This window comes from Streptomyces sp. NPDC094448 (assembly GCF_044763775.1).
GTDB lineage: Bacteria > Actinomycetota > Actinomycetes > Streptomycetales > Streptomycetaceae > Streptomyces.
Window position 1 is genome coordinate 271,192 of record NZ_JBIWGU010000004.1, and the last position, 25,730, is coordinate 296,921.

17 protein-coding genes and 1 pseudogene are annotated in these 25,730 nt (G+C 72.4%); 16 read left to right on the top strand and 2 right to left on the bottom strand.

Annotation, left to right across the window (positions count from 1 at the left end; all coding sequences use genetic code 11):
• Window positions 1-68: 68 nt before the first annotated feature.
• Window positions 69-908 carry an oxidoreductase gene (locus ACIQ9E_RS09870; RefSeq protein WP_403704694.1) on the top strand — a complete coding sequence of 280 codons (840 nt, stop codon included), beginning with the start codon at window positions 69-71 and terminating at the stop codon, window positions 906-908.
• A 700-nt stretch (window positions 909-1,608) separates the two neighbouring features.
• On the opposite strand, the pseudogene ACIQ9E_RS09875 reads toward ACIQ9E_RS09870, so the two are convergent.
• Window positions 1,609-2,454 (bottom strand): annotated as a pseudogene (locus ACIQ9E_RS09875) (HAD family hydrolase); the annotation flags it as partial.
• A 467-nt stretch (window positions 2,455-2,921) separates the two neighbouring features.
• Here ACIQ9E_RS09875 and ssd point away from each other — a divergent pair.
• The 7 genes from ssd to ACIQ9E_RS09910 all read left to right on the top strand — a co-directional run bounded on the left by ssd (window position 2,922) and on the right by ACIQ9E_RS09910 (window position 8,185).
• Window positions 2,922-4,043, top strand: coding sequence for a septum site-determining protein Ssd (ssd, locus tag ACIQ9E_RS09880; protein ID WP_403704697.1), 1,122 nt, complete (start codon window positions 2,922-2,924; stop codon window positions 4,041-4,043).
• Window positions 4,040-5,185, top strand: a complete 1,146-nt coding sequence (locus tag ACIQ9E_RS09885) for a TadA family conjugal transfer-associated ATPase (protein ID WP_403704700.1) — start codon at window positions 4,040-4,042, stop codon at window positions 5,183-5,185. The genes ssd and ACIQ9E_RS09885 overlap by 4 nt, the downstream gene beginning before the upstream one ends.
• Before the next feature lie 38 nt (window positions 5,186-5,223).
• Complete coding sequence (locus ACIQ9E_RS09890; RefSeq protein ID WP_403705221.1) at window positions 5,224-6,027, top strand: type II secretion system F family protein; 804 nt, start codon at window positions 5,224-5,226, stop codon at window positions 6,025-6,027.
• 29 nt (window positions 6,028-6,056) lie between these two features.
• Window positions 6,057-6,803, top strand: a complete 747-nt coding sequence (locus ACIQ9E_RS09895) for a type II secretion system F family protein (RefSeq protein WP_403705224.1) — start codon at window positions 6,057-6,059, stop codon at window positions 6,801-6,803.
• A 293-nt stretch (window positions 6,804-7,096) separates the two neighbouring features.
• A complete protein-coding gene (locus ACIQ9E_RS09900) occupies window positions 7,097-7,234 on the top strand; it encodes a DUF4244 domain-containing protein (RefSeq protein WP_403704703.1) in 138 nt (45 codons plus the stop codon).
• Window positions 7,221-7,601, top strand: coding sequence for a TadE family type IV pilus minor pilin (locus ACIQ9E_RS09905; RefSeq protein WP_403704706.1), 381 nt, complete (start codon window positions 7,221-7,223; stop codon window positions 7,599-7,601). The genes ACIQ9E_RS09900 and ACIQ9E_RS09905 overlap by 14 nt, the downstream gene beginning before the upstream one ends.
• An 80-nt stretch (window positions 7,602-7,681) precedes the next feature.
• Window positions 7,682-8,185, top strand: coding sequence for an Rv3654c family TadE-like protein (locus tag ACIQ9E_RS09910; RefSeq protein WP_403704709.1), 504 nt, complete (start codon window positions 7,682-7,684; stop codon window positions 8,183-8,185).
• 177 nt (window positions 8,186-8,362) lie between these two features.
• Here the strand turns inward: ACIQ9E_RS09910 and ACIQ9E_RS09915 are convergent, their stop codons facing one another.
• Complete coding sequence (locus tag ACIQ9E_RS09915; protein ID WP_403704712.1) at window positions 8,363-10,819, bottom strand: DEAD/DEAH box helicase; 2,457 nt, start codon at window positions 10,817-10,819, stop codon at window positions 8,363-8,365.
• A gap of 79 nt (window positions 10,820-10,898) precedes the next feature.
• Between ACIQ9E_RS09915 and ACIQ9E_RS09920 the strand changes: the two genes are divergently transcribed.
• The 8 genes from ACIQ9E_RS09920 (at window position 10,899) to tmk (ending at window position 25,686) form a co-directional block, all read left to right on the top strand.
• Complete coding sequence (locus tag ACIQ9E_RS09920; protein WP_006347640.1) at window positions 10,899-11,252, top strand: STAS domain-containing protein; 354 nt, start codon at window positions 10,899-10,901, stop codon at window positions 11,250-11,252.
• 427 nt (window positions 11,253-11,679) lie between these two features.
• Window positions 11,680-12,135 carry an ATP-binding protein gene (locus tag ACIQ9E_RS09925; RefSeq protein WP_403704714.1) on the top strand — a complete coding sequence of 152 codons (456 nt, stop codon included), beginning with the start codon at window positions 11,680-11,682 and terminating at the stop codon, window positions 12,133-12,135.
• Window positions 12,136-13,056: 921 nt separating this feature from the next.
• Entirely contained in the window at window positions 13,057-15,447 is a 2,391-nt protein-coding gene (locus tag ACIQ9E_RS09930; protein WP_403704716.1) for a sodium-translocating pyrophosphatase, read from the top strand.
• A gap of 282 nt (window positions 15,448-15,729) precedes the next feature.
• Entirely contained in the window at window positions 15,730-16,317 is a 588-nt protein-coding gene (locus ACIQ9E_RS09935; RefSeq protein WP_403704718.1) for a small secreted protein, read from the top strand.
• Window positions 16,318-16,662: 345 nt separating this feature from the next.
• Window positions 16,663-18,186: a methyltransferase gene (locus ACIQ9E_RS09940; RefSeq protein ID WP_403704721.1), complete on the top strand. Its 1,524-nt coding sequence runs from the start codon at window positions 16,663-16,665 to the stop codon at window positions 18,184-18,186.
• Between the two features lie 425 nt (window positions 18,187-18,611).
• Complete coding sequence (locus ACIQ9E_RS09945) at window positions 18,612-18,809, top strand: hypothetical protein (RefSeq protein WP_403704723.1); 198 nt, start codon at window positions 18,612-18,614, stop codon at window positions 18,807-18,809.
• A gap of 463 nt (window positions 18,810-19,272) precedes the next feature.
• Entirely contained in the window at window positions 19,273-22,122 is a 2,850-nt protein-coding gene (gene topA, locus ACIQ9E_RS09950; protein ID WP_403704726.1) for a type I DNA topoisomerase, read from the top strand.
• Between the two features lie 243 nt (window positions 22,123-22,365).
• A complete protein-coding gene (gene tmk / locus ACIQ9E_RS09955) occupies window positions 22,366-25,686 on the top strand; it encodes a dTMP kinase (RefSeq protein ID WP_403704729.1) in 3,321 nt (1,106 codons plus the stop codon).
• The last annotated feature ends 44 nt before the right edge of the window (window positions 25,687-25,730 follow it).

Sequence of the window (25,730 nt, forward strand, 5' to 3'; positions counted from 1 at the left end):
TTGTCAAGTGAGGTGAAGAAGACCACTCCAAAGGGGGACGTACGCCGGGGGCGCGTAGCCTCCATGGCATGAGGACGAACGCCGTGCCCGCCCCCTCCGCCGATCCGCTCGCCGCCCTGGGTGAACTGCCTGGGGTGCCCGAAGCCGTTGCCTCCGTACGGACGGCGGTCGACCGGGTCTACGGTCACCGGATCATGCGGCGGCGCGGTGCCGAGGTGACATCGGAGGCCGCGTTGCGCGGGGCCCGTGGGTCGGCGGCGCTGTCCGGTGCCGACTGGGCGCTGGAGGAGGTCCGCAGGCGTACGGACTTCGGCGCCGAGGACGAGGCGCATACGGTCGGGGCGGCGCTCAGGCTCTCCGCCGAGGCCGGTCAACTGCTCTCCGTCTGGCGGCAGTCGCCGCTGCGGGTGCTGGCCCGGCTGCATCTGGTCGCGGCCGGGGGGACCCCGGCCGATGGTGCGGTGGGACGGCCGCGGCTGGCCGGAGAGGCGGTCGACGAGCCGCTGGTGACGGCGCCGCTGCCGGATGCCGCGGAGCTGAGCGGCCGGCTGGAGGGGCTGGCCGGGCTGATCGTGGCGGGCAGCGCCGCCCCGGCGCTGGTGAACGCCGCCGTGGTGCACGGCGAACTGCTGGCCCTGCGCCCCTTCCGTTCGTACAACGGGCTGGTGGCGCGGGCGGCGCAGCGGATCGTGCTGATCGGCAGCGGGCTGGACCCGAAGTCGATCTGCCCGGCCGAGGTCGGTCATGCGGAGCTGGGGCGGGAAGCCTACACGGCGGCCCTGGAGGGCTATCTGTCGGGTACGGCGGAGGGTATGGGCGCCTGGATTGCCCACTGCGGGCGGGCGGTGGAGCTGGGGGTGCGCGAGTCCACGGCAGTCTGCGAGGCGCTCCAGCGCGGCGCGGCCTGAGCCGGCGCGGGGGTCCGCTTCGGTCGGTTGCCCGATGCGCTGGAAGGTCCGCCCCGGTCGGTTGCCCGATCCGGCGAAAGGGCCGGGGTGGTGGAAGGGCCGGAGCGGTGGGACGGGCGGTCCGGTCGAAGGCCCGGGGTGGTGGAAGGGCCGGAGCGTCGGGCGTGGGGCACGGCCTCCGGAGGCGGTGGGATGTCGGGCCGGGGCCCGGCACCGGACAGGGTTGCGGCGGTACCGGTTCCGGTACCGCCGCTGGCATGTCCGCCGAGTTACCAAGCGTCCTCGATGATGCGCCCATCAGGCCGGGAACTCTGCCCTTCACCTGGTGCGGCTGGCCCGTATTCGACGGGTCGACGTCGCGTGGGTGCCCGGTTTTCATGCTCGGTCCGTGGGGCCTTTTATGCGTGTACTAGGTGATCCTCTCGGATGTCCTTGGTCTCGCGGGCCGTTGAATCCTTTGTACTCCTGCGGACAGAGAAGCGGAACCCCTACCCCCACTTCTTTACTTTTAGCTTCAAATACGGAGGAAACGGTCGGTGGGGCGGCTGATGAGACGGCCGGTGGTGCGCCGGGTGCTGCCGGAGTTGCCGACCGCGGCGCCCGCGGCCCCGGCTGTTGTACGGATGGCCTGCACGACGACGCGGGCCGGCCCGGTCCCCGAGGCGGCACCGGTCGCCGCGGTCCCGGAGGCGGTACGGGCTGCTGCGGCACCGCTCCGGCGGCGCGCGGCGTACCAGACCAGGCCGGCGGTCGCTGCCGCCGCGCCCACCGCGGCCGCCGCCATCAGCGCGGGGCGCGGCGGCATCGAGAGGGCGGGCAGCCGCTGCTTCAGCCGGACCGGCCGGTTGAAGACCAGAACCGGCCAGTCCCGGGCGCCCGCTTCCCGGCGGAGTGCCCGGTCGGGATTGACCGCGTAAGGATGTCCGACGGACTCCAGCATCGGCACATCGGTGATGGAATCGCTGTATGCGTAGCAACGGGAGAGGTCGTATCCCTCGGACTCGGCCAGTTCCCTGATGGCTTCCGCTTTTGTCGGCCCGTAGGCGTAGTACTCCACTTCGCCGGTGAAACAGCCGTCGTCGCCGACCACCATGCGGGTGGCGACCACCCTGTCGGCTCCCAGCAGTTCGCCGATGGGCTCGACGACCTCGGAACCCGAGGTGGAGACGATGACGACATCGCGGCCCGCGGTGTGGTGCTCCTCGATGAGAGAAGCGGCTTCGTCGTAGATGATCGGGTCGATCAGGTCATGAAGCGTCTCGGCGACGATCTCCTTCACCTGTTGAACGTTCCAGCCCTTGCAGAGGGCCGAGAGATACTTGCGCATCCCCTCCATCTGGTCGTGGTCGGCGCCGCCCGCGAGAAAAACGAACTGGGCATACGCGGTCCGCAGTACGGCCCGGCGGTTGATCAGGCCGCCGTGGTAGAAGGACTTGCTGAAGGTCAGCGTTGAAGACTTCGCAATGACCGTCTTGTCCAGGTCAAAGAACGCGGCTGTGCGGGGCAAGGAGTGGTTTTCCACGCCCCGAGCATAGGTGGCCTCCATTCGGCGTACGCGCGGGCGTGTGGGTTTGCTTGCGAAGGCTCTCGGGTACACCATGGAAGTCACGGATCGTTCGCGACCGTGCTAACCCGGTCCGGCTCCTCCCCCCCCCGAGCCGGCCGGAGAGGCGACCCCCGCTCTCCCCCCCGGCGGGGGTCGTCGCATGTCCGGACGGGTTTTCTGTCCACCGCAAGATCCACCGGACTCGACCTCCCCTTTGTGCGGCTCTCCGGGCCTGCCTCTCCGAACACTCTGCATCGTCACTGTGTGTGATGGAAGGGGTGCGCAGGGGGAACCACTGGTATGGGCGACCAAGTTATTCACAAGTGGTCGGTTGTCCACAGTTTTTCAGCAAGATCCACACGATTTTCCGGTGCGCTGCACCGTGATTCCACCCGCGTAGTTCGCGGGCCTCTGGAATCACCGATCCCGTTTCACCGCGGGATCGCGGCAAACAAGGGGTGGAGAGTGTGGCTGGATCCCTCACATCGCTGCGGGCGACGACCGGGGAAGGATGCGGGCGGGGCCCGCTGATCCTCACCGAGGACATGGAACTGCTCGACGATCTGCTGAGGCTGTGCGCCGCCGCAGGAGCCGAGCCCGAGGTCCGGGCCCGGATGCCCGAGCGCCGGGAGAGCTGGGAGGACTCCCCGCTGGTTCTGGTCGGCGACGATGCCGCGGCGTACTGCCGGGGCGCCGGCCGCCGTAGCGGGGTGCTGCTCGTGGGGCGGGACCGGGACGGGGAAGGGGTGGCCGGTTCGGTCGATCCCGTCCTCTGGCGGCATGCGGTGGAGATCGGCGCCGAATCGGTGGTGCGGCTGCCCGATGCGGAGAGCTGGCTGGTCGGCCGGATCGCCGATGTTGTCGAGGGCGCGGGACAGCAGGCGCTGACGGTCGGGGTGCTCGGCGGCCGGGGCGGCGCCGGGGCTTCCACACTGGCCTGTGCCCTGGCCGTGTCGGCAGCCGGAGCCGGGGTGCGCACCCTGCTCGTCGACGGCGACCCCCTCGGCGGCGGTCTCGACATCCTGCTCGGCGGGGAGCGGGCCGAAGGGCTCCGCTGGCCGGATTTCGTCGGCACCAGGGGGCGGCTGGCGGGCGGCGCGCTGGAGGAGTCCCTGCCCGAGCTGCACGGTCTGCGGGTCCTGAGCTGGGACCGGGCCGATGTGGCTGTTCCGCCGGAGGCGGTGCGGTCCGTGCTGGCGGCGGCCCGCAGGCGCGGTGGGGCCGTCGTCGTGGATCTGCCGCGCCACTTTGACGACGGCACGCGCGAGGCGCTGGTCCAGGTGGACATCGGTCTGCTGGTCGTCCCCGGCGAGCTGCGGGCCGTCGCCGCGGCCGGCCGGGTGGTGGCCGCGGCGGGCCCGGCCCTCAAGGACCTCAGGGCCGTACCCCACGGCCCCTATGCCGCGGGGCTCGACGAGCAGTGGATCGCCGCCGCGCTGGGGCTGCCGCTCGCCGGTGAGCTGCCCCGGGAGCCCGCTCTGCGGCGCGGCCGGGACGAGGCCTTTCCGCCGGGCGGTGGGGACGGACCGCTGGCGCGTTTCTGCGCGGCCTTCTGGGACCGGGCCCTCGGCGGGGACGTGGTCGTATGAGCGCCGTACTGCTGGACGCGGTGCGGCGGCGGCTCGCGGAGAGCGGAGCCGAGCCCACCCCGGCGCGGGTCGCGGCCGCCCTGCGCGCCCAGGGGCGCCTGCTGGGGGATACGGAGATCCTCGGCGGCACGGAGTCCCTCCGCTGCGAACTGGTCGGCACCGGACCGCTGGAGCCGCTGCTGGCCGACCCGGCGGTGACGGACGTGCTGGTATCGGCGCCCGACCGGGTCTGGGTCGACCGGGGCCACGGCCTGGAGCGGGCGGGAATCACCTTCACCGACGCGGCCTCCGTGCGCCGGCTGGCCCAGCGGCTCGCCGCCGTGGCGGGCCGTCGGCTGGACGACGCCAGGCCATGGGTGGACGCCCGGCTGCCCGACGGTACCCGGATGCATGCCGTCATTCCGCCGGTCGCCGTCGGATCGACTTGTCTGTCGTTACGGGTGATGCGGCCCCGGGCCTTCACACTCCCCGAGCTGATGGCCGAGGGCACGGTGCCGCCCGGCGGCGACCGGCTGCTGACCGCGCTCGTCGCGGCGCGGGTCTCGTTCCTCATCAGCGGTGGAACGGGCAGTGGGAAGACCACTCTGCTGGCCGCACTCCTCGGCCTCGTCGGGAAGCACGAGCGGATCGTTCTCGCCGAGGACTCCGCGGAACTGCGGCCCGACCACCCCCATGTGGTCCGGCTCGAATCCCGCCCCGCCAATCAGGAGGGCGCGGGCCTGGTCACCCTGCGGGATCTGGTCCGGCAGGCGCTGCGGATGCGTCCCGACCGGATCGTCGTCGGGGAGGTCCGCGGCTCGGAAGCAGCAGATCTGCTCGCCGCTTTGAATACCGGTCACCAGGGCGCCGGAACCGTCCATGCGAACGCGGCGGCGGATGTGCCCGCCCGCCTCGAAGCCCTCGGCACCGCCGCCGGTCTCGACCGGGCCGCCCTCCACAGCCAGCTCGCGGCCGCGCTGGACGTGGTGATCCACCTCGTCCGGGGCCCCGCCGGACACCGCCGGATCGCCGAGATCCATGTACTGGAACGCGGTCCGGGAGGACTGGTGACCACAGTGCCCGCAGTGCGGCACCGCGGCGACTCCTTGGTATACGGGCGCGGCCGGGACCGGCTGCGGGATCTGATCGGAGACGAGTGGTGAACCCGGTCGAGCCGGTGCATGCCGCGCTGCTCGGCGCGATGGTGGCCGCCGTACTGCTGATGGACGGCCGGGGCCGCGGGCGGCGGGCGAAGCTGGTCCTTGCCGGGTGCGCCGCGATGCCGCCGCCCCGGCCGCGGTGGCGGTGGCCGGTCCCGGAGCTGCGGGCGCGGGGCGAATGGCTTTGCGGGGCGGGGGCGCTGACGGCCGCGGTCCTGGCGGAGTCGGTGGTGCCGCTGCTGGTCGGGGCCCTGGCCGTGCCGCTGCTCCGGCGCGCCCGGCGGGCTCGTGAACGGGAGCGGGCGAGGGTCCGGCGGGCGGAGGAGGTCATCGCCCTGTGCGGCTCCCTGGCGGCGGAGTTGAGAGCGGGTCTCCAGCCCGGACCGGCGCTGGCCGCGGTCGGGGCGGGGCGGGCGCTGGGGGCCGCCGAGCCCGCGGTGCTCGCGGCGGTCCGCTTCGGCGGAGATGTGCCCCGTGCCCTGCGGGACGCGGCGGCGGAGCCCGGTGCCGAGGGGCTGTCCGGGATCGCCGCCTGCTGGAGCGTGGCCGTCGGCAGCGGCGCGGGGCTGGCGGACGGCCTGGACCGGCTGGAAGCCGCGCTCCGTGCGGAACACGACCAGCGGGAGGACCTGGACGCCCAACTGGCCGGCACCCGCTCCACGATCGTTCTGCTGGCCCTCCTGCCCCTGGTGGCCCTCGGTCTGGGGTCGGCCCTGGGCGCCGATCCGCTCCGGGTGCTGCTGCACACCCCCGCGGGCCTTCTCTGCCTGCTGGCCGGTGCCGTGCTGGAGGCGGCCGGGCTCTGGTGGGCCTCGCGGATCGTCCAGCGGGGGCGGTTCCGGTGAGCCCGGCCGCTTTCGGCCGCCCGGAACTGATGCCCGTGGTGGTGCCGGGGTTCGTGGTCATGGCCGTGCTGGTCCTGACTGCTCTTGCGGACTGTCGCCGGGAGCGCCGGACGAGGCTGCGTGCCGACCGTCTGCTGGGCCGGGAGCGGACCCGCCCGCGGCGGCGGGCCCGGCCGGAGTGGGCCCGGAGCTGGGTGCCGCCACTGGCTGCCTTCGCCGGAAGCTGCCTCCTGGTCGGCGGGCTGCCCGGCTGCGCCGTAGGGGCGGTGGCGGGCTGCGCGGTCCATCTGTGGCGGCGTCACCGGCCGCCGGGAGAGCGGGTGGAGGATTCGGCGGTGGCCCGCGGGCTCCCCCTCGCCGCGGATCTCCTGGCCGCGTGTGTGTCCGCCGGCGCCGGGCCGCGCGAGGCGGCCGAGGCTGTCGGCGAGTCCCTGGGCGGTCCGGTCGGCGAGCAGCTCGTCCGTACCGCCGCCGAACTGAGGCTCGGCGGTGAACCCGATCCGGCGTGGGGCGGATTCGCCCGGATACCGGGTGCCGGGGAACTGGCGCGCTGTCTGGCCCGCGCGGATGCCACGGGCGCTCCCGCGGCGGAGCCGGTCGCCAGGCAGGCGGAGCGTCTCCGGGCCGCCCGCGCCCGGACCGCGACCGCCCGCGCCCGCCGGGCCCAGGTTTTGGTCACCGCGCCCGTGGGGCTGTGCTTCCTGCCCGCGTTCCTCGCGGTGGGGGTGGCACCCGTGGCCATCGGTCTGGCGTCCGGGCTGCTCGACCGCACCTGACAAGGGCGGCGCGCGGCCGCAGATCTCGTCAGCGCCTGGTCCGTTCCGTCCGGGCGCCAGGACGGACCGTCCAGGAACGTCCGCACTGAATCCGACCGGATCCGTCTGAACACGACTCAATTCCGCTGAACCGGACCGGATCCTTCGAACCCGAGGAGTTTTCGATGACCGAGAAGCCTTTGACGGAGCACGACGACGCAGATGCTGGTGCCGGAAAGGCCCCGGGGGAGCATCCGAGGGGCGCCGCGCGACAACGGCCGCGCCGGACGCTTCCTCTGCACGGGGACCGGGGGATGGCCACCGCCGAGTACGCGGTGGGAACCGTCGCCGCCTGTGCCCTGGCGGCGGTCCTCTACCGGGTCGTCACCGGGGGAAGCGTCACCCGCGGCCTGGAGTCACTGATCGGCGAGGCCCTCAGTGCGCCGTTCTGAGCCGGGCACCGGCGTCCGGGACCGGGGTGCGGTGACGGCGGAGGCGGCGGTGGCGATCCCCGCCTTGGTCGCCCTGGTCGCGGCGTTCCTCTGGGCGCTGACGGCCGCGGTGGCACAGATCCGGTGCGTGGACGCCGCCTATGCGGGGGCTCGGGCGGCCGCACGGTCCGAACCGCGCTCGGTGGTCGTGGAAACGGCCCGGTCGGCGGCGCCCGCCGGGGCACGGATCCGGGTCCACCGCGCGGGCGAGTTCTGGCGCGTCCGGGTGGAGTCCCCGTCGCCGGGCCCCGGGAGCCTGGCACTCACCCTGAGCGCGGAAGCCGCGGTCCGTGCGGAGGAGACGGCGGCGGAGGTGGCGGGGTGGTGAGGACGGCGTTCCCCCGGGCCGTACGGGGTGCCCCGCCGCACCGGATCACCGATGGCCCGCGTGCCTGCTCCCCGCGGTCCGTGCGGGCGCCCGCACGGCGGGACGGCGGCTCGGCAACGGTCTGGGTGGCACTGGCCGCGACCGTGCTCTGCGCCCTCTTCGGCACGGTGCTGGCGCTGGGACAGGTGGTGATCGCGCGTCACCGGGCGGCCGCGGCCGCCGATCTGGCCGCGCTCGCCGCGGCCGACCATGCCTTACGGGGCGAAGCCGTGGCGTGCACCCGGGCGGCGGAGGCGGCCCGTGCCCAGGGTGCGGTGCTGCTCCGGTGCCAGCTGCTCGGGGAGACCGCCGATGTGGAGGCGGCATCCCGGCTGGGCCCTTTCACCCCCAGGGCCCTCTCCCGGGCGGGCCCCGCGCGTCCCGTGCCGGTTCCGTCCGCGCGTTGGCCTCCTGCCTCCGCGCCGGGCTCTCCGGAGCTGTTCTCTTCGGAGCCGTCCTCGTCGGCCCGTCCCGGGCCCGCGCCCCCTGTGCCGGCGCCGCTCGTGCCTCCGGTGTCCGTGCCCTTCGCACCCGGAGGTGGTTGATCCGGGCCCCTGGGCCTCGGGCCCCGGCCGTGGTCCCGGGTCCCGGGTCCCGGGTCCATGGGCCTTTGGTCCCTGGTCCCTGGTCCTGGTGTCTTCGCCTGGTCGGCGGATACGGGCCGGTGCGGTGCACGGCCGTCGGACCGCCGGTGGTCGGGGGTTCGGGGCCGCCCGGGGGGTTCAGGGACGGGTCGGGCCGGCGGCGAGGAGCTGGGTGAGGAGACGGATCGCGGCCCGTTTGTCGAGGGGGTCGTTGCCGTTGCCGCACTTGGGGGACTGGATGCAGGAGGGGCAGCCCGCGTCGCATTCGCAGGACGCAATGGCCTCCCGGGTGGCCGTCAGCCAGGCCTGGGCGGTGTGGAAGGCGCGTTCCGCGAAGCCCGCGCCGCCCGGGTGGCCGTCGTAGACGAAGACCGTCGGAAGGAGGGTGTCGGGATGGAGCGGGACGGAGACTCCGCCGATGTCCCAGCGGTCGCAGGTGGCGAAGAGCGGCAGCATGCCGATGGAGGCGTGCTCCGCGGCGTGCAGCGCGCCGCCGAGCTGTTCGGGGGTGATCCGGGCGGCATCGAGCTGGTCGTCGGTGACGGTCCACCAGACCGCCCGGGTCCGCAGGGTGCGCGGCGGCAGGTCGAGCTTGGTCTCGCCGAGCACCTCGCCCGTGATGAGTTTGCGGCGCAGGAAGGAGACCACCTGATTGGTGACTTCGACGGATCCGTAGCACAGCCTGCCGTCCCCCCAGGGCACTTCGGTGTCGGTGCCGAGGACGGAGATGGTGGTGGTGTCGCGCGCGGTGGTGGAGTACGGGGGTACGGCCTCCTCGACCATGGCGACCGAGTCCTCCAGGTCCAGCCGCCGGACGAGATAGGTCCGGCCCTGGTGGAGGTGGACGGCCCCTTCGTGGACGGAGGTGTGCGCGGCGGATTCGTCGACCGTGCCCAGGAGCCGGCCGGTGCCCTCCTCCACGATCTGTACGGGCCGCCCGCCCCCGCCGCGGATATCGGCCAGGTCGGCGGCGCGCTCGCGCCGGGTCCAGTGCCAGCCCGATGCCCGGCGGCGCAGCAGCTTCGCCGCCTCCAGCTGCGGCATCAGCCCCGGGGCGGCCGGGCCGAAGAGGCTCAGGTCCGACTCGGTGAGCGGGAGTTCGGCGGCGGCCGCGCAGAGGTGGGGTGCGAGGACGTACGGATTGTCCGGGTCGAGCACGGTCGACTCCACGGGCTGTGCGAACAGCGCCTCGGGGTGGTGGACGAGGAACGTGTCCAGAGGGTCGTCCCGGGCGATCAGCACGGCCAAAGCGCCCTGCCCGCCGCGTCCCGCGCGGCCTGCCTGCTGCCACAGCGAGGCCCGGGTGCCCGGATATCCGGCGATCAGGACCGCGTCCAGGCCGGAGACGTCGATCCCGAGTTCCAGGGCGGTGGTGGCGGCGAGGCCGAGGAGTTCACCGGAGTGCAGGGCGCGTTCCAGGGCCCGGCGCTCCTCGGGCAGATATCCGCCCCGGTAGGCGGCGACACGCCGGGGCAGCGTGCGGTCGACCTCGGCGAGCCGCTCCTTGCTGATCACGGAGATCAGCTCGGCGCCCCGCCGCGAGCGGACGAAGGCGACCGTACGGACCCCCTGCACGGTCAGATCGGTGAGGAGGTCGGCGGTCTCCGCGGTGGCGGTACGGCGCACCGGGGCGCCCTTCTCGCCGTGCAGTTCCGTCAGCGGCGGCTCCCAGAGGGCGAAGACCAGTTCGCCGCGGGGCGAGGCGTCGTCGGAGACCTCGTGGACGGGAACCCCGGTGAGCCTCCCGGCGGCCTGTGCCGGGTCGGCGGCGGTGGCGGAGGCCAGAAGGAAGACCGGGTCGGCGCCGTACCGCGCGCATATCCGGCGCAGCCGGCGCAGTACCTGGGCCACGTGCGAGCCGAAGACGCCCCGGTAGGTGTGGCACTCGTCGATGACGACGTAGCGCAGGGCGCGCAGGAAGGAGGACCAGCGGGGATGGGAGGGCAGGATGCTCCGGTGCAGCATGTCCGGGTTGGTCAGGACATAGCCGGCGTACTGGCGTACCCACTCCCGCTCCTCGAAGGGGGTGTCACCGTCGTACACGGCGGGCCGTACCCGGTTGCCCAGCGGGGCGGCGAGCGCCTTCACGGCCCGGCACTGATCGGCCGCCAGTGCCTTCGTCGGGGCGAGGTACAGCGCGGTCGCGCCGCGGCCGTTGGGGGCCTCGGCGCCGTCCAGAAGCGCGGTGAGGACGGGCGCGAGGTATGCCAGCGACTTGCCGGACGCCGTTCCGGTGGCGATGACGACGGATTCCCCATCGAATGCATGTTCGGCGGCGGCCGTCTGGTGGACCCACGGATGGTCGATCCCGGCCTGCTGGATTGCGTCGATCACTTCCGGCCGGACGCGGTCGGGCCAGACGGCATGACGGCCCGGTCGCGGGGGCAGGTGCTCCGTATGAGTGATGCGCGCAGCCCGGTTCGCCCCTGCGGAGAGGCGGTCGAGGACCGCCTGGGGGGTGGGGCGGGCGTCCCCGCTCTCGTGGGGTCGTCGGGGGCGAAGATTCTTGGCCATCGGCACCGAGTGTGTCACCGGCGTGACGGACAATGGTCCCAAGGCGTCGTGCATGGTTGCAGGTAAGTGATTGAATGCCATCGCGGCTGGCGACCGTCCTCCGGCTCCGCCGGGGAGACCTGAGGGGGCGGCCGCTCGATAGCAAGGTGCTGGAGGATCCGTGGACCTGTCCCTGTCGACTCGCGTTGTGCCCGGTCCGAACGGCGACCGTACGGTCGTCGAGGTCGGTGGCGAGATTGATGTGTATACCGCGCCCAAGCTGCGCGAGCAGTTGGTCGAGCTGGTGAACGACGGCAGTTATCACTTGGTCGTCGACATGGAGGGCGTGGACTTCCTCGACTCCACCGGACTGGGGGTGTTGGTGGGTGGCCTGAAGCGTGTGCGTGCACACGAGGGTTCGCTGCGTCTGGTCTGCAACCAGGAGCGCATTCTCAAGATCTTCCGGATCACCGGACTCACCAAGGTGTTCCCGATCCACACCACGGTCGACGAGGCCGTCGCGGCCCCGGACTAGGCCGTTTCCGTCCCTCTCACCGCCCCGTCCGGCGTCCGCCGGATCTTCCCGCGCCGCGGCCGTCCGGTTTCCCGGTCGGCCCGGTCCGGGACCGTGTCCGGAGGTCCGGTACGCCGGGCGGCCGGGTGTCCGGTTGTCCGAGTGCTGGTCCGGCTGTCTCCGGTCGGGCCGGTGTGCGGCTCACGGGCGCCCCGGGAAGCCCGGGGGTACCGGACTGTCCGGTGTCGGCGGGCGGAGCGGTGAGAGGGGCCGGGAGCGGGCTTGTCGCCGCCTTCGGTACGGGAGCCTGCCCGGTTCCCGCGCCGGAGAGGGTGCCGGGCCCTGTGGGGGTCGGCCGATCGGCCGGAAGAAACAGCAGTACCAGGGGGGAACCGGGCCGCCAGTCCGGTGCCCCCGCACGTATGCCCGTACGTCCGAGGGGGATCGCATGACCACCGTCGAACTTCGATTCAGCGCTCAGCCCGAGCATGTCAGGACCGCCCGGTTGGTGGCCGCTGCCGTGGCGCGCCGGGCCGGGGTCGACGAGGCCGTGCTCGACGAGGTGAGGCTCGCCGTGGGCGAGGCCTGCAGCCGGGCCGTCGGACGGCATCGTTCCCATGGCATCACCTCACCCATCGAGGTCGTGCTGACGGAGGAGGACAAGACCTTCTCCATCGCGGTCGGGGACGAGGTCCCCGCCTCCGGTTCCGACGGTTCCCCGGGTCCGGCCGACGGCCGGGGCGGCGACCACCGGGATACGGGCGACACCGCTGGGGAGGGCGAGGACGATATGGGCCTCGCGGTGATCAGCGGGCTGGTGGACGATATGGAGGTGTCCACCACCGAAGAGGGTGGTGTGATCCGGATGAGCTGGCCGAAGTCCCAGATCACCGCACTGCCGTAAGGCTCCCGCCGGTCCGTCCGCCGAGGTCTGCCCGGTCCGCCGGGTCTTGTCGAGGTCCGGCCCGGACGGGCCGGGTCCGACGCGGCCCACGCCCGTCCGCTCTGAGGCTCCGGGCGGCTCCAGGTGTCTTCGGGCAGCTTTGCGCAGGTGTCCGAGGATGCGCCCGAGGTCGCGCCCCACCGTGCGGCCCCGGCGCTCCGGGCCCGGCCTGTCGGGTGGCCCCGGCTCGGGAGGGGCCCGCTCCGATGCGGGGTACGGGTCCCGCCGTTCGCGGTCTTCACGCCCTGCTCGGCACCCCGGCGCGACCCGTACCCCGTACCCGGTGCCTGTTCCGTACCCGCTGCCCGCCGTCTCGCGGGCCCGGGCGCAGGGCCGGAAGCCCCGCGCGTGCTCTCCCCGTCGGCACCCGATCCGCCCCGATCCGCCCCGATCCGGTCCGTGACCCCGGGCGGGCCACGCCCGGGATCCGTTTTTGAGACCTTCGGCGCGGCGCTCTCCCCGGCCGTGGTCGCCCCGGCCGGGCGTACGGGTGGGCGATTCCCCCGGCCGGCCCTACGGGCACGATCTTCACGGACGCTCCTCCCGAGCCGTCCCCACCGGCTCCGCAGCACTTCAAGAACCGTGCTGAGCAGGCCCTTCTCGTATTTCTGCGATCACATCCCGGCCGCGTTCCGATCATTTCCGGATCACTTTCTCCGTGATCGACCGCTTCGGTGATCACGGGTCAATGCCCCCATCCCATTACTTCTTTCGGGTGTATTTACGGAACGCGATCATTTGCCAAGGGCAGCAAAGGTCACTTTGCATTTGTCGTGCTCTGTTTTGATCAGGGTCCGCTCCCTAGACTCCGTCCACATCTTGAGCTCTGAACGACGTCAAGGAGGACGAATGGCGGGGCTCTTCCATCAGACAGATCAGGAAATGATCAATCAGTCCATCTCTCTGTCGGCCGCGGTGCTCACCGATGACAACCGGGTGATCGTGGTTGTCATCGCCGTGGTCGCCCTGGCCGCGCTCGTCGTCGCCCAACTGCTGGTGCGTCAGGTACTGGCGGCCGGTGAGGGCACCGATTCCATGAAGAAGATCGCGGCCGCGGTGCAGGAGGGCGCGAATGCCTATCTCGCGCGTCAGCTGCGCACCCTCGGGATCTTCGCGGTCGTGGTGTTCTTCCTGCTGCTGCTCCTTCCGGCGGACGACTGGTCGCAGCGCGCCGGGCGTTCCGTGTTCTTCCTGGTGGGTGCCATTTTCTCGGCAGCCACCGGTTACATCGGCATGCGGCTCGCGGTACGGGCGAATGTCCGGGTCGCGGCCGCGGCGCGGGAAGCGAGCCCGGCCCCTGGTGAACCGCAGAAAGACCTGACGGATGTAGCCCACAAGGCCATGAAGATCGCCTTCCGTACGGGTGGCGTGGTCGGAATGTTCACTGTGGGCCTCGGACTGTTCGGCGCCTCCTGCGTCGTTCTCGTCTATGCCGCCGACGCCCCCAAGGTGTTGGAGGGTTTCGGTCTCGGCGCCGCGCTGATCGCCATGTTCATGCGGGTCGGCGGCGGTATCTTCACCAAGGCCGCGGATGTCGGTGCCGATCTCGTCGGCAAGGTCGAGCAGGGCATTCCGGAGGACGACCCCCGCAACGCCGCCACCATCGCGGACAACGTGGGCGACAACGTCGGCGACTGCGCGGGTATGGCCGCCGACCTCTTCGAGTCGTACGCGGTGACCCTGGTAGCGGCCCTGATCCTCGGCAAGGCGGCCTTCGGCGACGCCGGGCTCGCCTTTCCGCTGATCGTCCCGGCGATCGGTGTGGTCACCGCGATGATCGGTATTTTCGCCGTCGCTCCGCGGCGCACCGACCGCAGCGGGATGACGGCGATCAACCGCGGTTTCTTCATTTCGGCCGTGATCTCCCTCGGCCTCGTCGCCGCCGCCGTACTGCTCTATCTGCCCTCTTCCTATGCCGACCTCGACGGGGTCACCGAAACGGCCATCAAGGCCCACGACGGCGATCCCCGGATCCTCGCCCTGGTCGCCGTCACCATCGGTATCGTGCTGGCCGCCCTGATCCAGCAGCTGACCGGCTACTTCACCGAGACCAGCCGCCGGCCGGTCAAGGACATCGGCAAATCGTCGCTGACCGGTCCCGCGACGGTCATCCTCGCCGGGATCTCCATCGGCCTCGAATCCGCCGTCTACACCGCGCTGCTGATCGGTCTCGGCGTCTACGGGGCATTCCTCCTCGGCGGTGCTTCGATCACCCTCGCGCTCTTCGCGGTGGCGCTCGCGGGCACCGGCCTCCTCACCACCGTCGGTGTCATCGTCGCCATGGACACCTTCGGCCCGGTCTCCGACAACGCCCAGGGCATCGCCGAGATGTCGGGCGACGTCGAAGGCGCGGGTGCGCAGGTGCTCACCGACCTCGACGCGGTCGGCAACACCACCAAGGCCATCACCAAGGGGATCGCCATCGCCACGGCAGTGCTGGCGGCGGCGGCGCTCTTCGGCTCGTACCGTGATGCCATCTCGACGGCAGCCCAGGACGTCGGCGAGAAACTCGGCGACAGCGCTCCGACGAACCTGGTGATGGACATCTCCCAGCCCAACAACCTCGTCGGGCTGATCCTGGGCGCGGCGGTGGTCTTCCTCTTCTCCGGACTCGCCATCAACGCGGTCGCGAGGTCGGCCGGATCGGTGGTCTACGAGGTGCGGCGGCAGTTCCGCGAACACCCCGGGATCATGAACTACACGGAGAAGCCGGAGTACGGGCGGGTCGTCGACATCTGCACCAAGGACGCCCTGCGCGAACTCGCCACGCCCGGTCTGCTGGCCGTACTGACCCCGATCGCGGTCGGCTTCTCCCTGGGTGTGGGTGCGCTCGGTGCGTTCCTGGCGGGCGCCATCGGCACCGGCACCCTGATGGCGGTCTTCCTCGCCAACTCCGGCGGCGCGTGGGACAACGCGAAGAAGCTGGTGGAGGACGGTCACTACGGCGGGAAGGGCAGCGAGGCGCATTCCGCGACCGTGATCGGCGACACCGTCGGCGATCCGTTCAAGGACACCGCCGGCCCGGCGATCAACCCGCTGCTGAAGGTGATGAACCTGGTGGCACTGCTGATCGCCCCTGCCGTGGTCCAGTTCAGTTACGGGGACGACGCCAGTGCTCCGGTACGGGCGCTGATCGCCGGGCTCGCGATCCTGGTCATCGTCGGGGCGGTGTATGTGTCGAAGCGCCGCGGAACCGTCGTGGGCGACGACGAACCGGGCCCGACGGAAGCGGAGCGGAACGCTTCGTCCCCCGACCCCGCGGCGGTGTCCTGACCGACTCGTCCCGGAACGCGTTACACGTCACACGTCACACGTCAGTTCATCGGTTCTCGGAGTTCAGGATGCGGGCGGTCGGTGTGCTCCGGCGCACCGGCCGCCTTCCGGCGTCCGGGCCGGTGCAGGTGGGCGTTCCCGTGCATCTGGTGAGGCTTCTCTCCCCTTCATCCTTGGTGCAAATGGCTTCAATGGCACATGAACCGGTCGGTTGGCGGGCGGTGAGTAGCGGCCCGGCGTGTATGTTCCGGGGCGCAAGGAGCCTCGGAAGGGACCGATCCGGTGAACAAGAAGCTTGCGGCTGTGCTGTCCGGCGGCGCGGTACTGGTACTGGCACTGTCCGGGTGCAGCAGCGAAGAGAAGGCCAACCCGGTCGACGACTGGGCCAGGAAGTACTGCGATCAGGTCAAGACCCAGTTCAAGATCAAAGCGGAGGCGGATCAGCTGATCGCCGTGACCGCGATCGACGGTAAGCCGGCCGACCTCCAGGCGGCCGACTCGAAGGCCTTCCAGGACCTTGCGAACGTCAACAAGGCGCTGGCCGCGGCCTTCCGTACGGTGGGTACGACCCCCGTCGAGGACGACGAGCAGCTCGTCCGCGCGGCGGCCGCCGAGCGCGACGCCAGTGCCGCGTTCTATCTCGACCTGAAGAAGCAGGTCGACGCTCTCGACACCGCCGACCAGCAGGAGTTCGCGGACGGCCTGATGGTCGTCTCCGAGGGTTTCGCCAAGGCGGAGGCGAACGAGAAGGCGTGGAACAAGCTCCGGGCCAGTGAGACGGGCAAGGCGATGGGCAAGTTCGAGGGCTGCCGGACGGTGAAGGCGAAGCCGCCGGCCGCGGCGGGCCCCTCGCCGTCGGCCTCCTCCTGACGGCCCGCGCCGCCGCGGCGGCGCGGCCACCCGAGTACGCCGTACGGTCCCCCGAGTCCGTACGGCGTTCCGCTTTCCGGGCCGCGTTCCGTTGGTCCGGGGCCGTGTTCCCCTGTCCGGGCGGCGGCCCGTTTCCGTAGGGTCCGCTCGTTTCCGTGCGGTGCCCGGGTCTTCGTACGGTGGTGCCCGGGTGTCCGTACGGTGCGGACCCTTTCCGCGCGGTGCCCGGTCTCCGTACGGTGCGATTCCTTTCCGTACGTGCCCGAGCCTCCGTACGGCCCACACCGCACCCGCCGTATCGCGTCCCGGCCGCCCGGTGTCACCGCCGACGGGGACAATGGGCGGGTGAGTACGACCGGCGTCACCCCGCCCATCCCCGCCCCCGACCACGCGCCCCGGCTTCGCGATGCGCTCATCGCCGCCGACTTCACCGCCGACGGGCTGCTCGAACGGCTCGGGGCCGGCGCCTATGCCGCCCTCGCCCGCAGCGAGACGGTCCCCGCGCTGCGGGCGACCCGAGGTGACGGCCCTCTCGACGAACTCGTCCGGCTCTTCCTGCTCCAGCGGTCCGCCGCATGCGACCGGGTACGGGACCTCCTCCCCCTCGACCTGTGCCTGGCCGACGGGTGGCTGGTCCGCGACGGCGACACGGTCCGGGCCACCGTGGACGTGCGCCCCTACAGCGGGCCCGCGGGCGAGGACTGGTTCATCGTCTCCGACCTCGGCTGCGCGGTCGGCGGCGCGGCGGGCGCCGGCGGGCAGGGCGAGGCCGTGGTCCTGGGCGTCGGCGGCGCCTCGACGACCCTCGCCGGGATCACCGTACGGACCCCCGTCGCCTCCGCCCTCGACCTGGGCACCGGCTCCGGCATCCAGGCCCTGCACGCCACCCGGCACGCGACCCGGGTCACCGCCACCGACCTCAACCCGCGCGCCCTCGCCTTCACCCGGCTCACCCTCGCGCTCTCCGGCGCGCCCGGAGCCGAGCTGCTGGCGGGCTCCCTCTTCGAGCCGCTGCCGGCCGCGGAGACGTACGACCTGATCGTGTCCAATCCGCCGTTCGTGATCTCGCCCGCGGCCCGGCTGACGTACCGCGACGGCGGTATGGGCGGCGACGACCTCTGCCGCACGCTCGTCCAGCAGGCGGGGGAGCGGCTGAACGAGGGCGGGTACGCCCAGTTCCTGGCCAACTGGCAGCACGTCGAGGGCGAGGAGTGGCAGGACCGGGTCCGTGCCTGGGTGCCCGCGGGCTGCGACGCGTGGATCGTCCAGCGCGAGGTCCAGGACGTCACGCAGTACGCGGAGCTGTGGCTGCGCGACAGCGGCGACCACCGGGGGGACCCCGAGCGTTACGCGGCCCGGTACGAGGAGTGGCTGGACGAGTTCGCGGCGCAGCACACGAAGGCGGTCGGCTTCGGGTGGATCACCCTGCGGAAGTCGGCCTCCGAGCGGCCTTCGGTCGTGGTGGAGGAGTGGGCGCATCCGGTGGAGCAGCCGCTCGGAGCGACGGTCGTCGCCCATTTCGCCCGCCAGGACTATCTGCGCGAGCACGACGACGCGGCACTGCTCGCCGACCATTTCGTCCTCGCGGCGGAGGTCGTCCAGGAGCAGGTGGGGCCGCCGGGCGCGGAGGACCCGGAGCATCTGGTGCTGCGGCAGAACCGCGGTATGCGGCGGGCGACCCGGGTGGACACGGTGGGCGCGGGCTTCGCCGGGGCCTGTGACGGGACGCTGAGCGCCGGGCGCATCCTCGACGCCATCGCCCAGCTGCTGGGCGAGGATCCCGTACTGCTGCGGGACCGCACCCCGGCGGCGCTGCGGGTGCTGGTGGGGGAGGGGTTCCTGGAGCCGGTGGGGGTGGGGAAGCTTTAGCGGCGGGCGGAGGTACGGAGGTACACAGAGGCCTTGGCGGCGGGCGGGTCCCGTCTCCGGCCTCGTTCCCGGTGCCGCCCTGACCCCGTCCCGCTCCGCGGCAGCTCCGGAGCCCGCCCCACGGCAGCTCCACAGCAGCTCCGGGGCTCCTCCGGGGCTCCTCCGGGGCGGGGGGAATCGGCCAATGTTCGTTCTCCGTGACGGTTTGCTTCCCCTCGGTCACCCCCCGCCGGTCGGAGCGGGTACGAGAGCGGCCGCGGCCGCTCCGCCGAGCTCCCGCCCCCGTCCGCGGCCGTCCACCGCCACCCGGGTGAACCCCCGCGCCGTTCACCCGGAATTCGCAACTCCGCCGCCCTGAGCTGTCAGCCTCGGAAGACCGGTGCCGGAGACGGCTCCGAAGGGTTACAGAAGGGCGGGAAACGGGCATGGAGAGCGGTCCGGCGATTTTCGCGGCGGTGGCGTTCGGCCTGTTCGGAGCGGCATTGCTGGTGTGGACCGGGGTGCGTACGGCACACCGTTCGCCCGTCGCCGCGGGAGTGAGTCCCGCCACGGCCGCCGCCCTCACGACCCTCACCGGCGTGGTCTCCCTCGCCCTCGGGGTGTGGTGTCTGACCCGGGTGTGAACCCGGTGGGAACCCGGCCGGGATCCGGGCGGGCATCCGGTGGCGCAGCGGGCCCGAACATGTCCCCATCAGGAATCCGGCCCTCACCCGCGGCCTCGGCCCGGGGGCGGGCTCCAGGGGGCCGCCGGAGGGTTCCGGCCCACCGTCATACCGGTCCGGGCGGCAGGAACAGCCGGTCTCGGGTTACCGTTCGAGTGGCCGTTGCGGGCTTTTGCCGTTTGACACGGGGGCGGGTTGTACCGTCACACTCCGCAGCGACGGCACCGGCGCGCCGCGCCGGACCGTGCCGTGCCGGGCAGTGCGACCCCATCCGGGGCCGCCAAGGCCCGGGTGCCGCCCAACCGAACACCGAAGCACCGAGCACCGAACGCCGACGTACCGAGCAGCGCAGCACCGCACGGCACCACCGACCACCACGCCGTATCCGCCGCGCACCGAGCGCCGACCGGAGAGAAGAGCCACGTTGTCCCCGACCAGCGAGACCGCACAGGGCGGCCGCCGACTCGTGATCGTCGAGTCGCCTGCCAAGGCGAAGACGATCAAGGGCTACCTCGGCCCCGGCTATGTCGTCGAGGCAAGTGTCGGGCACATCCGCGACCTCCCCAACGGCGCGGCCGAAGTGCCGGAGAAGTACACGGGCGAGGTCCGTCGCCTCGGTGTCGACGTCGAGCACGACTTCCAGCCGGTCTATGTCGTCAACGCCGATAAGAAGGCCCAGGTCAGAAAGCTCAAGGAGCAGCTGGCCCAGAGCGACGAGCTGTACCTCGCCACCGATGAGGACCGCGAGGGCGAGGCCATCGCCTGGCACCTCCTCGAAGTGCTCAAGCCCAAGGTCCCGGTCCACCGGATGGTCTTCCACGAGATCACCAAGGACGCGATCCGCGAGGCCGTCGCCAATCCGCGCGAGCTGAACCAGCGGATGGTCGACGCCCAGGAGACCCGCCGCATCCTCGACCGGCTCTACGGCTACGAAGTCTCTCCGGTGCTGTGGAAGAAGGTCATGCCGAAGCTGTCGGCGGGCCGTGTGCAGTCCGTGGCGACCCGGCTCGTCGTCGAGCGGGAGCGCGAGCGCAGGGCGTTCCGCTCCGCCGAGTACTGGGATCTGACGGGTATGTTCGCCACCGGCCGCGCCGGTGATCCTTCCGACCCCTCCTCCCTCTCCGCCCGGCTGGCCGCGGTCGACGGCCGCCGGGTCGCCCAGGGCCGTGACTTCGGCCCGGACGGGCAGCTCAAGGGCGCCGCCGCCGGTCAGGTGCTGCACCTCGACGAGGCGAACGCGCGGGCGCTGGCCGCCGCGCTGGAGAACGCCGCGTTCTCGGTGCGCGCGGTGGAATCGAAGCCGTACCGCCGCTCCCCGTACGCCCCCTTCCGTACCACCACGCTCCAGCAGGAGGCCTCCCGGAAGCTCGGCTTCGGGGCGAAGGCCACCATGCAGGTCGCCCAGAAGCTGTACGAGAACGGCTTCATCACCTATATGCGTACGGACTCCACGACGCTCTCCGATACGGCGGTCGCGGCGGCCCGGGCGCAGGTCACCCAGTTGTACGGGGCCGACTATCTGCCGGACCGGCCGCGGACCTACGCGGGCAAGGTGAAGAACGCCCAGGAGGCGCACGAGGCGATTCGCCCTTCGGGTGATCGTTTCCGCACTCCGGCCGAGACCGGTCTCAGCGGTGATCAGTTCCGTCTCTACGAGCTGATCTGGAAGCGGACCGTCGCCTCCCAGATGAAGGACGCGGTCGGCAACTCGGTCACCGTCCGGATCGCGGGCACCGCCTCCGACGGCCGGGACGCCGAGTTCACCGCCTCCGGCAAGACGATCACCTTCCACGGCTTTATGAAGGCGTACGTCGAAGGTGCCGACGACCCGAACGCCGAGCTGGACGACCGCGAGCGGCGGCTGCCGCAGGTCGGCGAGGGCGACGCGCTGCGCGCCGACGAGATCACCGCCGACGGCCACGCCACCAAGCCGCCCGCCCGCTACACCGAGGCGTCGCTGGTCAAGGAGCTGGAAGAGCGCGAGATCGGCCGCCCGTCGACGTACGCCTCCATCATCGGGACCATCCTCGACCGCGGGTACGTTTTCAAGAAGGGCACGGCCCTGGTGCCGTCCTTCCTCTCCTTCGCGGTCGTCAATCTGCTGGAGAAGCACTTCGGCCGGCTCGTCGACTACGACTTCACCGCCAAGATGGAGGACGACCTCGACTGCATCGCGCGCGGCGAGGCGCAGGCGGTGCCGTGGCTGAAGCGTTTCTACTTCGGCGAGGGTACGGCGCACGAGGGTTCGGCCGCCGAGGCCGGGAACGGCGACGGCGATCATCTCGGCGGGCTGAAGGCGCTGGTCACCGACCTGGGGGCGATCGACGCCCGGGAGATTTCCAGCTTCCCCGTCGGCGACGGCATCGTCCTGCGCGTCGGCCGCTACGGCCCGTACATCGAACGCGGTGAGAAGGACACGGAGGGCCACCAGCGCGCCGACGTGCCCGATGATCTGGCGCCCGACGAGCTGACCGTGGAGTACGCGGAGGAGCTGCTCGCCAAGCCGAGCGGTGACTTCGCGCTGGGCAAGGACCCCGCCTCGGGCCACGAGATCGTCGCCAAGGACGGCCGCTACGGTCCGTACGTCACCGAGATCCTCCCCGAGGGCACCCCGAAGACCGGCAAGAACGCGGTCAAGCCGCGGACCGCCTCCCTCTTCAAGTCCATGTCCCTCGACACGGTCACCCTGGCCGACGCGCTGAAGCTGATGTCGCTGCCGCGGGTCGTCGGCGCGGACGCCGAGGGCGTGGAGATCACCGCACAGAACGGCCGCTACGGCCCGTATCTGAAGAAGGGCACCGACTCCCGTTCGCTGGAGACCGAGGACCAGCTCTTCACCATCACGCTGGAGCAGGCGCTGGCGATCTACGCCCAGCCCAAGCAGCGGGGCCGGGCCGCGGCCAAGCCGCCGCTGAAGGAGCTGGGGACGGACCCGGTGAGCGAGCGGCCGGTGGTGGTCAAGGACGGCAGGTTCGGTCCGTACGTCACCGACGGCGAGACCAACGCGACCCTGCGGACCGGCGACAGCGTGGAGACGATCACGCCGGAGCGCGGCTATGAGCTGCTGGCGGAGAAGCGGGCGAAGGGGCCCGCGAAGAAGACGGCGAAGAAGGCCGTGAAGAAGGCACCCGCCAAGGCGGCCGCGAAGAAGACCGCCGCGAAGAAGACCACGGCGGCCAAGACGGCTGCGCAGAAGACCACCGCGAAGAAGACCGCCGCGAAGAAGACGGCGGCCACGAAGGCGGCGGCCGCGTCGAAGACGGTCGAGGAGTAGCGGCCGGAGCGGCGGTCGCGGACCGGACGGACAGCGGGCTCGGGCCCGGTGCGCCCTGTACCCCCACCGGGTACGGGGCGCATTCGTTCGCGGCCCCGTACGGTGCCCCCGGTGAGCGGCCCCGTACACCGCGTAACGCCTGGTAACGCCCTCGTATCAAAGGGGTAAGGCACTCGCTGCAACGTACCGCCGTCCGTTCGGAGGGGCCTCCGGCAGCGGTGGCGGTCCGGCTAGGCTGGGCGGATGACGCGAGCCGAGCAGCCAGACGAGCCGAAGGCGGTCGTGAGCGCCGTCTCAGAGACTGCCTCAGACTCCGCCGGAGCCACCCCCGCCCCCGGCACCGGCCCCGACGAGGCCCTCGCCGCCGACTCCCGGGAGCGCGCCCTGCGCTCGCTGCTCAGAGTCCCGTCGCTGCGACGGCTGTGGAACGCGCAGGTCGCCGGGGGTGTCGCGGATACGGTCGGACTGCTCGTCCTGGTCCTGCTCACCCTTCAGGCCGCGGTCTCCGACGCCACCTTCGGCGACGGCTACCGCGGGGCCGCCTTCGCCGTGGCCGCCGTGCTCGGTGTCCGGGTCGTCACGACGGTCCTCTTCGGCGCCGTTCTGCTCGGCCCGCTGACCTCGCTGACCGCGCCGTCGGGCCCGCTCGACCGCCGCTGGACGATGATCGGGGCGGACGGGCTGCGGCTCGCGCTGCTGATCGTCGCCCCCCTGTGGATCGACTGGACACCCGCCAACGCCACCCTGCTGCTCCTGGTGACCGTCTTCGTCACCGCTGCCGCGGAACGCCTGTGGACGATCGCGCGCGACGGTGCGGCCCCGGCGCTGCTGCCCGCGCCGCCGCCGGAGGGCGCGGCCGTGCGCCCGCTGCCCGACCATCTGGACGCCCTGCGCCGTCTCTGGCTGCGGACGTCGTTCGTGGTGATCCCGGCGGGCGCCGCGGTGCTGCTGGCCGCCGTACTCGTGAGCGAACTGCTGGGCACCGGCGTCGAATGGTTCCAGCTCCACCAGGCGGCCCTCGCCTCGTACATCGCCGCCGGGCTGTTCGCCGCATCGGCTTCCCTGCTGTGGGCGGTCCAGCTGCCCGGCGGCGGGACCCCGCGGCCGCGCTCCCCGCTGGAGGGCCTGCGCAGGCCGCTCCTGGCGGGCGGTCCGGACGGCGGACGGGCCGTCGACAAGGGCCGCACCGGCTCGGTGACGCTGTTCGTCCTCGGCTGTGCCGCCGTCGCCGCTGCGATCGCCGCGGCCGTCGCCGTCTCCGTACTGCATGCGTACGACCTGGCGGGCGGGCCCGCCGCGTACGCCCTCCTCGTCCTCGTCCTCACCGGCGGTACGGGGATCGGCATCCGGGCGGCCACCGCCGTCCTGCCCGCCCTGTCGCGCCGCCGGCTCCTGGCCCTCGCGCTCGCCGTGACCGGTGTCGCGCTGCTGGCCATGGGGCTGGTGCCGGATACGGCGACCGTCCTGTTCATCGCCGCGACGGCCGGATTCTCGGCCGGTGTCGCGGCGGCCACCGGGCATGCGCTGCTCGACCAGGAGACCGAGGAGCCCCGGCGGGCCCGGATGACGGACCATCTCCAGGCCGTGGTCAGGGTCGCGATCGCGCTCGGCGCGCTGGTGGCACCGCTGCTGGCGGCGGCCATCGGACCGCACCGGCTCGCGGGCGGCGACTTCGTCTTCGCACACGGCGGCGCCGCGTTCACGCTGATGCTGGCGGGCGCGCTGCTGCTGCCCGTCGCCGCGATCGTGCTGGCCAAGACCGACGACCGGGCCGGCGTACCGCTCCGGCGCGACCTCGGGGACGCCCTGCGCCGCGGCGCCGACCCGCAGCAGGCCACCGCCCCGAACGGTTTCTTCATCGCGATCGAAGGCGGCGACGGAGCCGGGAAGTCCACCCAGGTCGAGGCGCTCGCCCGGTGGATCCGCGACAAGGGCCACGAGGTCGTCGTCACCCGCGAACCGGGTGCCACCCCGGTCGGCAAACGGCTCCGTTCGATCCTGCTGGACGTCTCGTCCGCCGGTCTGACCAGCCGTGCCGAAGCGCTGCTGTACGCGGCCGACCGCGCCGAGCACATCGGCTCGGTGGTCCGCCCGGCGCTGGAGCGCGGCGCCGTGGTGATCACGGACCGCTATATCGACTCGTCCGTCGCCTACCAGGGCGCCGGCCGGGACCTCTCGCCGACGGAGATCGCACGCATTTCGCGCTGGGCGACGGAGGGGCTGGTTCCGCATCTGACCGTCCTGCTGGACGTCTCCCCGGAGACCGCGCGGGAACGGTTCACCGAGGCGCCGGACCGGCTGGAGTCGGAGCCGCTGGAGTTCCACCAGCGGGTACGGTCCGGTTTCCTCACGCTGGCCGCCGCCGACCCCGGACGTTATGTGGTCGTGGACGCCGGACAGGAGCCGGAGGCCGTCACCACCGTCGTACGGCACCGGCTCGACCGGATGCTCCCCCTGTCCGCCGCCGAGATCCGGGCGCGGGAAGAGGCCCGCAAGGCGGCCGAGGAGGAGGCGCGGCGCAAGGCGGAGGAGGAAGCCGCCCGCAAGGCGGAGGAGGAACGGCTGGAACGCGAGCGGCAGGAGCAGCTCGCCAAGCTGCGCGCCGAGGAGGAGGCGCGGCGCAAGGCCGAGGAGGAGGCCGCGCGGCAGCGCGAGGCCGAACGGCAGGCGGAGGAGGCGCGGCAGCGCGCCGAGGAGGCCCGCCGGCTCGCCGAGGAGGAGCGCCGCAAGCGGGAGGCCGAGGAGCAGGCCCACCGCGAGGAGCAGGAACGCCTCCGCAGGCTCGCCGAGGAGCAGGCCCGGCTGCGGGCCGAGGCCGAGGAGCGGCGGCTGGAGAAGCAGCGCCTGGCGGAAGAGGCGCTGCTGCGGGCCGAGGAAGTGCGCCGGCAGGCGGAGGAGGCCAGGCTGGCCGCCGAGGCGGAGGCCGCACGGCTGGCGGCGGAGGCCGAGGAGGCACGGCTGGTGGCGGAGGCCGAGGAGGCGCGGCGCCGGGCCGAGACCACGGTGACGACGGAGCTTCCGGCACCGCCGGTACGGGACGCGGGCGCGGGCTCCGCCCCGGACTCCGCTGTGGAGTCGGCGAACGAGATCACCGTACCGACGCCGATCGTCCGGCCGGACGACGAGACGCACGAGATTCCCCAGCTCACGCCGGAGCAGATGAGGGAGGCGGAGGAGACCGCGGTCCTGCCGCCGGTGCGGGACGCCGACGAGACCGCGGTCCTGCCTTCCGTACGGGACGCGGACGAGACGGCCGTGCTGCCTCCCGTACGGGGCGAATCGCCCGCCGACCGGGTGCCGCAGAGCATCTTCCGCGACGACGACGCCGATGAGAACGATGCCCGCGGTGTCGGTGAGGGTGGTGTCGGGCCGAACGACCGTACGCGCGAGCTGCCCCAGGTCGACCCGGAGACGGGCGCCCCGCGGCGGCGGTCCGACTGGGCGGAGGAGACCCCGCTGGACGATCTGCCGACGCTCGCCGACGAACTGTTCGGGTCCCAGGACGACGGGGACCGGCGGGACGGGCGCGGCGGCGGCCGGGGCGGGCCGCGTCGCGGCAACTGAGCCCGCGGCGGTACGGATCCGGGGTGTACGGATCCGGGTGGCAG